The organism is Bacillus sp. AK031 (assembly GCF_053903065.1).
In genome coordinates this window covers 3,801,958-3,814,045 of record NZ_CP096424.1, presented here as the reverse complement: position 1 = coordinate 3,814,045, position 12,088 = coordinate 3,801,958, and the positions used below count along the sequence as shown (strand labels likewise).

Below are 12,088 nucleotides of genomic sequence, written 5' to 3'. Positions count from 1 at the left end.
GTGGGCAAATCCACAAGCCACAAGGAACCTTATTATGCTATTACGCCTTTACAACGTAACAGTGTTATGTTACATTGTTTTCAAGGAGTGAAAAACATGGATAAAGAACTTATCTCGAAAAAGGATCTGCTGGAGCAGACAGATATTACGTACGGCCAGCTTTATCGCTGGAAGAGGAAGAAGTTGATTCCGGAGGACTGGTTCATCAGAAAATCAACGTTTACTGGCCAGGAAACCTTTTTTCCAAAGGAGCAGATCCTCGAAAGAATCGGCAGGATCAAAGAGTTAAAAGATCATCATTCACTGGATGAATTGGCTGGTGCTCTATCGCCAAAGACGAAAGACGTCAACATTATGAAGAAGGATTTCGTCGAAGGAAACATTGTTTCACAGAATACGGTGTCTATTTTTGAAGAGCAATTCGGTCCTTTGGAAGCGATCACTTTTCAAGACGGCTTGTACTTATATCTTTTAGAAAGGTCGTTGGAGACAGGTGAAATCGGATGGGAGGAAGGAAAGCAACTCCTTCACACGCTGCACGCTCATTATCCGAAACTGGAGGATAAGCAGGCTTCCTTAGTGGTACTGCGGAAAATGGGTGTTGTAACAGTGTTGCTTGTGACTGGTTCCGATGGCTTTTATGTTGATGAGAAAACGAAAATAGCAGTTTCATTGTCCATTGATTCTGAAGCAAATCAACTGATGAACAAGCTAGTAACGGGAGGTTTTTAGATGAGCGGGGAAAGAACGAAACGGTTGAAGGTAATAGGAGATGGCAGCTATCCGGGCGGAGATTATGACAAGGTAAAAGTGACGGGTCATGGGACTGTTTCCGGGGATATCCGTTCCGTCGAAACAAAGGTGACTGGGGAATGCAGTGTGAAGGGGAAAGCATCCATGAACCAGTTGAAGGTAACGGGGAAAATGACAATAGATGAAGAATTAAGCAGTAATGAAGTAAACATAATCGGCGAGTTGAATGTTGGAAGCTCTATGAAGGCCAATACGCTTAAGATGAGAGGCTTTCTTAACAGTTCTGGAAATGTGGAGCTGGAAAAAATGGACGCGAAAGGCGGTTTCGATATTAAAGGACTGCTGAATGTCGGCGAATTGATCATCAATTTACAGATGGCTCCGAGCAAGGCTGGTGAAATTGGCGGAGAGACGATCCAGGTAAAAAGCAGAAGCCTCCTAAAAAAGACATACACCCTTGAAGCAGACACAATCGAAGGAGACAGCATCTATCTAGAACACACAACGGCCAAAATGGTCAGGGGCAACAACATTGAAATAGGGCCGGGTTGTCATATCGAGAAAGTGGAATATAGATCGACGCTTACCAATAAGGAAAAGAAGGATACCAATATTGGAGACGCTGAAAAGATTTAGTAATGAGGGGGATTTAGCATGAATCAGGAAACAATGGGAGATTTGATTCTGTCAGGGAGCAGTGAGACAGGAGGCGGTTCGTTTGAGAAGGTCCAAATCAATGGCAGTGGAAAGATTACCGGAGATTTAGATTGTAAAGATTTCGAGTGTAATGGTTCTGCGAAGGTATATGGCAATATCCAATCAGACTTTGCGGCCATAAGAGGAAGCGCAAAGGTAGAAGGGAATTTTTTTGCTGATGAAATTGAAATACATGGAAGTTCATCGATCGACGGGAAGCTGTCATTCGGGAAGTTGGAGATCAAGGGCCATACGGGATTGGTCGAGTCTGTCAAAGGGGACTATATTCTCCTCGAAGGAATGATGAAGGTTAAGGGCGACTGCGAAGTGGAGAATGCAGATCTCAACGGCGCCTTTACAATCGGCGGTCTCCTGAATGGGGATCGTATCTCGATTGAACTGCATGGAAAATCAAAGGTCAAGGAAATCGGAGGAGAGACGATCACGGTAAAACGATCTGGTCCATCCATCCTGAATCTCGATAAACTGATCAAGACCTGGAGCAAAGAGCTGCACGCCGATCTCATTGAAGGCGACGTGGTCAAACTCGAATACACAAAGGCAAAAGTGGTCCGCGGGAATAATGTAGAGATTGGGCCAGGCTGTGAGATCGAGCTTATAGAATACCAGAATGACCTGCAAGTATCCGAAAAGGCGAAAGTGGATAAGACGGAGAAAATCTCATAAAGGGACATAAGTTCTCAAAGAAATACGCAGCTTGAATGGGAGCCTGCGTATTTTTGTATGCTGGTATGGAGCAGGCAGTAATTATAGGGCCTGGCCCCAGTACACTAAAGTATTAACGCACTGGGGGTCAGGTCCTATGTATCAAAAGGTTTTGACTTTTACAAGGCATTGTTTCAAAATAAAAGGAGATGAAGAGGTGAAACGATGGCTGAAAACGTAACGAGTGTAAAGTGGTTTGGCATGGCGATTCAGGCCCTGGTAGTGCTGGCCAATAATGAAGGTCTTTGTCCCAGCGGAGAATTGGCCGAAAAGCTGGATTCCAAATCCGTTTTTTTAAGGAAAATACTGCGCCACCTGGTGAAAGAAGAATTAATTCAGGCAAAAGAAGGGCGGGACGGCGGCTATTTTCTTGTGAAGGATCCTGAGGATATTAAATTATCCGATGTTTATGATGCGATGAAATCAGAAACGTTCCCAAAGGGATTTTTCAATGTGGAAAGTAAGGAATGTTTTGCCCCTTCTACACGCGAATCTCTCTTTGAGCTTCGTGATGAGATGGAGAGCTGGGTAGTGAACGGGTTACAGCAAAAGACGATCAAGGATTTAATGAAACCATAGAAAGCGAAGAGGTGTCTGCACTTCTCGCTTTTTTATTTTGTTCTCCATTAACTGTAGTTGACAAAGGAACAGTTTAGGTTTTATACTGTTCCTGTGAAAGATACAGTTAAGAGGAGGATTTTTTTATGTCTGATAAAACAATGACCAAAGAAGAATATTTAAATAAAGCCAAAGAACTCGATACGACGAAAGAAGCTCCGAAGCAGTTGGAGGATACGGAGTTTTTGACAGTTGCGAGAGAACGCCGTTCAGTGCGCCAATATGATCCTGATTTTAAAATAGAAGAAAGTGAAATCAGAGAACTGCTGGAAACAGCAACTCTGGCGCCTTCATCCAGCAACCTTCAATCGTGGAGATTCCTAGTGATTGAAGACCAGAAGGAAAAAGAGCGGTTACTGCCGATTGCCAACAATCAGCAGCAAATCGTGGATGCTTCCGTGGTCATCGCGGTGCTTGGTGATCGTGAAGCTTACAAAAATGCGGATACTATCTACAGCCAAATTGCTGAAAAAGGCAACATGCCAGAAGACGTCAAAGACATGTACGTAAACAGCATCTTGGACACCTACGGGAATTTCCCTAAAGAGCGCCAAGCCAAAATCGCTCACATTGACGGTGGAATAGTCGCGAATCAATTGATGCTGGCAGCAAAAGCGAAAGGCTATGACACTGTGCCAATGGGCGGATACGATGAAGCTAAATTCCTTGACGCGTTCAACGTTCCTGAAACCTTTGAACCGATCATGTTAATCTCACTGGGAAAAGGAACCAAAGCCGGTTTTGAGAAAACTCGCCTTCCTCTTGATGATGTTTTAAAATGGAATCGATTCTAATAAGAGTTAACCAGTGAAAAGCATGGCTGCCCGATGGATCAGATTTAGGTAGTGCTGCATGATCTAGAAGTTGCGGAATATGTTAATTTAAGTACCAAGACAGTTAGTAAAAAACTTCTCAACTTGTTGATAAACAGATGTTGACTCCGGCATCAGGGACAGTGAGAGTTCGCTCTTACCTAACCTAAAATAGCGGGAAAAATTCCTCTTATTTGAGAAAAATCATTGAGAACAGCTAAAATAAAGGGAAAAATTCCTCTTATTTGACTCAAAAAACGCTAAAACAGGAGGATTTGCTACGTATAAGCGGAAAAATTCCCCTTATTTATTCCAAAACAAGCAAAAAATTGGATTTAGCGGGAAAAATTCCTCTTATTTTTTCACTAGTGTTTAAGGGAAGTAAGATGAAGGCAGGGAATTTTGGAAACGGTACGGATAACCGTATCATAAATTAAAAGTAAACTTACGAATTAAAGAGACCAGCAGATAATTTATTATCTAAGAATAAGTCTACAAACAATAGGACCGGTCTTGTGATTTTTCGATTCACAAAACGAAAAACACAAGATCGGCCCCTTTATTTTTGCTTAGGAATTTATAAAAATTGTGGGTTGTGGATAACCAGATTGCTTTCTGCATCCAGCTCCAGCGGCCAGCTCCTATCAGATTTCGGTCTTCTTCCTTGCGATAAGTCATCATCAACTCACTTCGTTCGTTGTGATTCCTTTATCTCATGCAGAAGCCCTCCAATCTGTACGGAGCTAAACGGCCGCTTACGCTTTTGATTGCATCCAGCTCCAGCGGCCAGCTCCTATCAGATTTCGGTCTTCTTCCTTGCGATAAGTCATCATCAACTCACTTCGTTCGTTGTGATTCCTTTATCTCATGCAGAAGCCCTCCAATCTGTACGGAGCTAAACGGCCGCTTACGCTTTTGATTGCATCCAGCTCCAGCGCCTAGCCCCTCGGGGTCGTAAGCCAATCCATCAAGAAGGTTAAAGAGCAACCTTCCCGCCGGCTCGTCTTATGCCTGTCGGGGCTGGTCAAGGCGCTTGCGCTTTTGTTCTTAATTCCCAGGTTTAAAAATGTATACCTTCTTATCCTTACTCTCTTCTTTGTTATAAATCATTGGAAATAGTTCTTGGTTTATCCACTCGTCTGCTTGGTCTTTGTAGAATGGTGAAAATACTTGTCCTGATTGTCCTGGCATGATGATGTCAAAGTAGTTATCGTCTGAAGATAAGTCTCCAATGAACCTCCAGCCTGCGCCATGGTTTGCTGAGCCGGTAGTAGAATCAAAGGAAATAGCCCCTGGAGTAGCTCCACTTCCTCCTACTTTCCAATCTCCAACATTAAAGAGCAGATGAAGAGGTTTTACGGAACCTAATGGATGTTCTAAGGTCATTCTGTGCCAATTTCCCCACTCCCATTTAGCAGGATTATCTCCTTGAAGCTCCTCTATATTTTTGATCGCTTCTATAAACGTGTCGCGGGCCAGAGAGTCAAGTGATTTTTGTTTATCCTTTTCTAAATCAGTAAATAGGAGATGTTCCGGGTGCTGATCAGCTTCCAGCAACATACGATGGGTTACTGCTCGATGACTATAATTGAAGCTGACTATATCTTTAAATAAAGCTTCATTGAATGTCAGGTACCAATGATTCCATATTAATGCGGCAGCCGAATCAGAGGTTTCTACAAAATCCCAATCCTTTAACAACTGTAACACTTCTTCTTCTTGTTCTGTCGCTTGTTCGATGGACTCAAAAGATCTTTCCAAGGCTTTCACTAAAAGTGGAATGAGAGCTCGTGACTGACTATTTAAGAAATCGTTTTGAATGGCTTGCATATCTTCCAATTTGAAAAGTTCGTTTTTAGAAATCTTTGTTTCTATCATTTCCGTTATTCGTTCGGCGCGATATGGATAAAAGCTTCGACCTATTTCATAAGGATAGGAATCATCAACAGGCTTATTATTTGCTGTAACGATATAACCTCTGTCAGGGTTGACTATGCGTGGTACCTCTGAATTCGGAATAAATCCGTCCCATTGATACTGTGGGTCCCATCCTGGTACAGGTAATTGACCGCTGGATTGACGAACCGGCATTAATGCCTGACCGCGATAGCCGATATTTCCCTGTTTGTCTGCAAATACCCAGCTTAATGCAGGGGTAACAAAGCCATCCAGTGCTTTATTAAATTCAATGATATTCGTTGCACGGGTCAAGTTCAGGAAGTTATTGATCTCTTCCCCAGCTTGGAAACCAGTCCAGTTAAATGCAATGGCCTGGTAGGGTGCATTCCCATTGAGAACCTTGTTAATAATCGGTCCATTTCTAGTTACTTCCACTCTTTCAATGTGGGGCTCTTCTGCATCTTTTATGTTGATTTTTTCTTCAAAAACGTCAGCTTGCTCCCAGCTTCCATCAAACTCATAATAGCTTGGTTTCTCGGGATGGACACGTTCTAAAAATAAGTCTTCCTGGTCCACTGATAAGGCAGTGACCCCCCAAGCCATATGCTCATTATGTCCAAGGGTTACGCCTGGTACACCAGGGACAGTAACCCCGATTGAATGGAAGTCCCCTTCTAAATTCAAATGAGTTTGGTACCAAATTCCCGGGATGTCCAGTGCTAAGTGAGGATCATTGGCGATCATTGGAAATCCTGATTCTGTATGCTCACCACTGATAACCCAGTTGTTGCTTCCATTAAATTCAGATGGTGCATGTGCTGCTAGTTTCAGGAGTGATTGGGCGGAAAAAGGTTCAATCTCATCCGTTTGATAGATGGTTGGAAAAGCATCATCCACCTGATATTCAGAGAGATAAGCCTTCGCCGCTTCTGGTCCTAATTCCTTTATAAGTTGGTAATTTGTTAACTCGTTTCGATGGTCACCGGATAACATATATCCCATGTACTTTACAACCAGTCCAGTATCTCTAATCGACCATGGTTCTGGCTTATATCCTAATAGTCTAAATTCAAGTGGTTGTTTTCCATTTGAAAAAGCTTCCTCTATGTAAGCATTGACCCCGTTAGCATAGGCATTTACGATTTCTTCTGTTTCGGGGTCTACTTTTTCCATTAAAGCATCAATCGTTCGATGCATTCCAATACTACGATAAAAGATGTCAGTCTCAAGAGCTGCTTCTCCAACAACTTCAGATAACTGTCCACTTGCCAGGCGTCGGGTCATGTCCATTTGAAACAAACGATCCTGTCCAGTAATATAGCCCTGTACGAAAAACATATCCTTGATATTCGCAGCATTGATCTGTGCAACACCTCTGTCGTCGCGGATAACAGTTACTTCCCCCTGCACATGCTTTGTCACCATTTCCCCCTCTAAATCTGGCAAACTTTTCGTAACAAACCAGTAGCCAAAGGCAGCAGTCAGCATAAGTAAAAAGAGCACTACGCTGATGATAATGGTTGTAATCTTAACCCATTTCCTTTTAAATACGGGTTTTTTCTGTAATAGTATTTCAGCCAAAAATAATCCCTCCCTAAATAGTTGAAATATTCCCACTTTATACTAGTATAAAGGATGTTGTTGGTTAGTGGAGAAGTTCTTTTGGAACATGAGTACCGTCCCTGCGTTTTGTCGTTTAATATCCCCTATAGAAGTCGCAAAGTGTCTGAAGCTGGATGGCAAGACAGTTAGAAAAGTACTTTCTCAACTTGTTGATAAACAGATGCTGACTCCGGCATCCGGGACAGTGAGAATTCGCTCTTACCAGGTAGGGGCTCAACTAAAACACTTTCACTTAACTGAATTAGCGGGAAAAATTCCCCTTAATTGAGAAAAATCATTGAGAACAGCTAAAATAAAGGGAAAAATTCCTCTTATTTGACTTGAAAAACTCAAAAACAGGAAATTTTACATATATAAGCGGAAAAATTCCCGTTATTTCTCCTGAAAAAAGCAATAATCCGGAATTAACGGGAAAAATTCCTCTTATTTTTTCACTAGTGTTTAAGGGAAGGAAGATGAAGGCAGGGAATTTAGAAACGGTACGGAGAACTGCATGAATTAAATTAAATCTCTAGTGTAGGGTTCGGGTTTATAGTTAAAAAAGCAGCATCCCGCTAATGTGAGCGGGATGCTGCTTTTACTACTTATTTAATCGCCTTACTAACCTTCAACTTCTTCCCTTTAATCGTCGCATTCTCCATCGCTTGTAAAACCAGTGAGCCCTTTCCATTCAAAATATCAACATAGGACATTTGATCATGGATGGTGATAATGCCGATATCCTCTGCAGTGACTCCAGGGATTTTTGCAATCGTTCCGACAAAATCAACGGCACGGATCTTCTTCTTTTTACCACCAGTGAAATGGAGTTTCAGAATATCCTGATTGATACGGGCTGTTTTATTATTCCTTACGACCCGCCTGCCGCTGAGTTTTTCTTCAAAAGCCGCTTTTCCAGCAGCCACTTTCACATAGCTCGGAGCTTCTGCAGCAGGCAGTTCAAAGCCAATGTATCTTTCGATGGCTTTAATGAACTTTGCTTCATAAGGCGTTGAAAACGTAATCGCCTTTCCTTTCTTCCCGGCACGGCCGGTTCTTCCGGTTCTGTGGACATAGCTCTCTCTTTCCATAGGAACGTCATAGTTGATGACAAGTGTCACGTTATCAATATCAATGCCTCTGGCAGCTACATCGGTTGCCACCAAATAGCGGAAGTTCCCCAATTTGAACCCTTCCATAACAGAAAATCGGTCCTCTTGTTCCAGACCGCCATGAAGTCTCTCACAAGGATAGCCAGCCCTGTCCAGCTCGCTGTACACATTATCAACGTTTTCTTTCGTACGGCAGAAAATCAGGCAGCTGTCCGGATTTTCTACAACCGTGATGTCTTTAAGGAGTGAAATCTTTTCTTCTTCTTTCACTTCAATCAAAGAATGGTCAATGGTATCAGCCGTTACCCCGGTTGATTCGATCTCAATCTGAAGAGGTTCTTTCATATATTTATGGCAAAGATTTTCGACATCTTTAGGCAGGGTAGCAGAAAACACCATTGTTACCCGGTTTGAAGGCAGCTTATTGATGATCGCTTCCACCTCATCAATGAACCCTCTATTCAGCATCTCATCCGCTTCGTCGATGATAAGATACTTGATTTGATCCAACTCAAGCGTTTCCCTGTCGATGTGATCCATGACCCGGCCAGGCGTACCAACGACTACATGCGTTTTATGTTTCAGTTCTTCCTTTTGTTTTGAAAAAGGTTCTTTTCCATAAACGGCCGCTGCTTTAATGCGTTTAAACCTGCCGATATTCGTGATATCTTCGCGGACTTGAACAGCAAGTTCCCTGGTTGGGGTAAGAATCAGGGCCTGTGGCTTTTTTTCTTCCCATTCAATCATATCGGAAACCGGGATGCCAAAGGCGGCAGTCTTTCCGCTTCCTGTTTGGGCTTTCACGACAAGATCCTGGTTTTCCAGTGCTGCCGGGATAACTTTACTTTGAACTTCTGTTGGCGTTTCGTATTTTAACACAGCCAGCGCTCTTTTAATTTCATCGCTTACATGATAATCCGCAAAACTTCTTTTACTCATTTTTTAACCTCTTTATTTGTTTTTTCGTCCTATGTATAGGATTCTCTCCAAGAAATATCATATGCATGATCTGAATATGGTTCATTATACTTGAAAAGAGCGGGACATATTGCCTTTTATTTTAAATAAAAAAAGGAACAGAAATAAGGTACCTGCCCACACAGCTGCTAAAGCTTTAAGCAGTAAGGGCTGGCACAACATATATCCATTCCTATTATTTCACCTCTGAAGGGACAAGGGGATAAACGCTTGTGAATATCAATTAAGGGACAATGGTAACTGGACAGGATGAATGATGGATAACACTGTAACTCACGCTTCCCAATACGGCAGTTTTAATAGCGCCCAAACCTCTATGCCCCATAACAATAACGGATGCTTGGATTTCTTTGGCTTCTTTGCAAATTTCTGTTCCCGGGTCACCTAACCTGAACTTCTTGCTGATCTTGACATCATCAGTTTGTGTCTCATCAGACAATATTTTTTGAAAGGCTTCCTTGCTTAGTTCCTCCTGGTATTCACGAACCTCCTGCTGGCTTACAAAGCGTTTTACATTCGGTGTCTTGAAAGATGGCTGCACATTGAGAAGAACAATTTCTGAGTCCGGTCCTTTCGCCATGGAAAGTGCCAAATCAAATGCCTTTTTGGAGTGTGCCGATCCATCAATAGGTACTAAAAGTTTGTTCACAATTATCCACCGCTTTCTTATTTGTATATTGAGAACTGATACTTCTGCCTACATTATATAGGATGGTTTTGTTTAAGTTTGTTGAAAAAAGTAGCAGCTTTTGCGACATCCTTCATGAGGGTGTTTTTTATCGTTAGAGAAGTATTTAGGTTCGAAGTGGAGAATCAGCCCAGCTCCCAAGCACGCTACCGTACTAAGGCTCTTTACTCCGTACATGCCGTCGGAAACAAGAAGGATTTACTCCGGAAAAACCCGAATAGAAAAGGTATACCATTGGAGGGGATTCGGATGTTCAAAGAAATAAAGAAAATCATAGAAGAAGAGATGTCAGGGAGACAGGCTTTCCGATATGCAGACCGGATTGCGCAGTATCACCGTATTCAGGCATCACCGGGGTACCGGGAAGCAGCTCATGAAGTGATGAAACTATTAAAAAGAGATGGCGTCAATGCCGAACTGATCTCGTATCCGGCACAATTCGGCGAGCGGTTCATATCCCACCATTCCTTTAAAGAATGGTCGTGCGAGAGTGCCGAGCTGTGGATAGAAGCCCCGGAGCGCAAACGGATTGCCAGATTCCAAGAAGAAGAGATTTCGGTCGTCCAAAGAAGTATCTCCACACCGGAAGAAGGACTGGAGGCTGAGCTGGTTGTCATCGAAAACGCAGAGGAAGAAAGCAGTTATGATGGCTTGGACCTCGAAGGGAAGATCGCGCTTGTAAGAGGGAATCAGTTCATCATCCATGCCTTGGCGGTTGAAAAATATAAGTGTGCAGGGCTGATCTTTGACAACCTTGCTGAATTCAAACCAGTGCGAACTCGCATGGACTTGCCGGACACACGCCAGTACACATCTTATTGGTGGCATCATGAAGAGGAAGTGAAGTCCTTCGGTTTTGTCGTATCCCCAAGAATCGGGGAGGAACTCAGGAACCTGGCTAAAAAGGAAACAGTCCATCTGAAGGCTTCAGTAAAAGCAGACCTGAAAGACGGCCATTTCGAAAACATTGAATACTTCATTCCCGGTAAAAAAGAACAGGAAATCCTGCTCGTCAGCCACCTATGCCATCCGTATCCAGGGGGACAGGACAACGCATCCGGGCCCGGTACATTAATGGAAGTCATGCGGACATTAACAAGGCTGATAAAAGAAGGAAAACTGTCTCAGCCGGAACTTGGAATCCGTTTCTTGATGATGCCGGAAATGACGGGAACAGCAGCTTACTTCCAACAGCACCAAGACCGGATAGCCAACACCATCGCAGCGTTAAACCTGGATATGGTCGGAGCGGATCAAACGAAGGGCGGCGGGCCGCTGTGCATTGAACAGCCGCCAATGGCTGCGCCGACGTTCCTCGACAGGTTTGCCTATGGATTAGTTGAGCAAACAGCCAACAATACATCCAACTTCACCGGCACTTCCCAATACAGTACAGTCCACTATGTCAAAACACGTTTCTCCGGCGGAAGTGATCACTATATCATTTCCGACCCGACCATCGGAATCCCATGCCCGATGCTGATTCAATGGCCGGACAAGCATTACCACACAACCTCGGATTCTACGGACCATCTCGATGAACACATGATGAAGCTGGTGGGAACTGTCACGGCCTTATATAGTTACGGATTGGCAAACGGGGAAGAGGAGGAATGGGTTTCGTACACCTTGCAGCATATGGGCAGAGTCAGCTCACACTTAAATGATGCCAAAGAGTGGCTGATGAAATCGAATCCTTCTAAAAAAGAATTCCGCGATGCGTTTTCATTGTATGTTCAGTATGAGAAAGATTCCTTAACTCAGCTGAAAGAGTATGCGAGGATTCGCGGTTTTAACCGTTTGCAAGAGGAAATCGGGAAGCTGCAAAACCTGGTTGAAAAGCAAGCTGAAATTATTTCTACTATTGGTGTGCATCGATTAACAGAAGGGGGAAGACAGAAAGAAAAGAAGAACTGGATGGAAGGGACGTACAAAAGAAGGTATCAGGGGCCGATCCGCTTGGTCGATGAAATCAGCCGCTTGTCCCTTAATACAAGATACGGATGGTTAAAAGAGGTGGAATCAGGAATCCCGATGGGCTATGCAGACTTCATTTTATATTGGATGGACGGGAAGCGGACCATGGCGGAAATCCTCCGATTAACCTATTACGAAACAGGTCAGCATTTTCCGGAATATGTATTGGCTCTCGTAGACATCTACTTATTGCTGGATGTCATACAAGAAGTGGGGGAGGAATAACT

The 12,088-nt window shown here is 43.3% G+C and carries 9 protein-coding genes; 6 read left to right on the top strand and 3 right to left on the bottom strand.

Features of this window, described 5'->3' with window-relative positions:
• Positions 1-96: 96 nt before the first annotated feature.
• From M1E09_RS19455 to M1E09_RS19435, 5 genes are all read left to right on the top strand, one after another.
• Entirely contained in the window at positions 97-732 is a 636-nt protein-coding gene (locus M1E09_RS19455) for a YhbD family protein (RefSeq protein WP_456272473.1), read from the top strand.
• Positions 733-1,389 (top strand): bactofilin, encoded by a 657-nt coding sequence (locus M1E09_RS19450; RefSeq protein WP_456272472.1) that lies wholly within the window; start codon positions 733-735, stop codon positions 1,387-1,389.
• Positions 1,390-1,407: 18 nt separating this feature from the next.
• Entirely contained in the window at positions 1,408-2,136 is a 729-nt protein-coding gene (locus tag M1E09_RS19445) for a polymer-forming cytoskeletal protein (RefSeq protein ID WP_456272471.1), read from the top strand.
• Positions 2,137-2,340: 204 nt separating this feature from the next.
• Positions 2,341-2,754 carry an RrF2 family transcriptional regulator gene (locus M1E09_RS19440; protein ID WP_456272470.1) on the top strand — a complete coding sequence of 138 codons (414 nt, stop codon included), beginning with the start codon at positions 2,341-2,343 and terminating at the stop codon, positions 2,752-2,754.
• 125 nt (positions 2,755-2,879) lie between these two features.
• Positions 2,880-3,587: a nitroreductase family protein gene (locus M1E09_RS19435; protein ID WP_456272469.1), complete on the top strand. Its 708-nt coding sequence runs from the start codon at positions 2,880-2,882 to the stop codon at positions 3,585-3,587.
• A 1,065-nt stretch (positions 3,588-4,652) separates the two neighbouring features.
• Here M1E09_RS19435 and M1E09_RS19430 read toward each other — a convergent pair.
• The 3 genes from M1E09_RS19430 to M1E09_RS19420 all read right to left on the bottom strand — a co-directional run bounded on the left by M1E09_RS19430 (position 4,653) and on the right by M1E09_RS19420 (position 9,845).
• Complete coding sequence (locus M1E09_RS19430; protein WP_456272468.1) at positions 4,653-7,085, bottom strand: penicillin acylase family protein; 2,433 nt, start codon at positions 7,083-7,085, stop codon at positions 4,653-4,655.
• 626 nt (positions 7,086-7,711) lie between these two features.
• On the bottom strand, positions 7,712-9,157 hold the full coding sequence (locus M1E09_RS19425) for a DEAD/DEAH box helicase (RefSeq protein WP_456272467.1): 1,446 nt from the start codon (positions 9,155-9,157) through the stop codon (positions 7,712-7,714).
• Positions 9,158-9,419: 262 nt separating this feature from the next.
• Positions 9,420-9,845, bottom strand: coding sequence for a universal stress protein (locus M1E09_RS19420; RefSeq protein ID WP_456272466.1), 426 nt, complete (start codon positions 9,843-9,845; stop codon positions 9,420-9,422).
• A 288-nt stretch (positions 9,846-10,133) separates the two neighbouring features.
• On the opposite strand from M1E09_RS19420, the gene M1E09_RS19415 reads away from it, so the two are divergent.
• Complete coding sequence (locus M1E09_RS19415) at positions 10,134-12,086, top strand: DUF4910 domain-containing protein (protein WP_456272465.1); 1,953 nt, start codon at positions 10,134-10,136, stop codon at positions 12,084-12,086.
• Positions 12,087-12,088 lie beyond the last annotated feature (2 nt).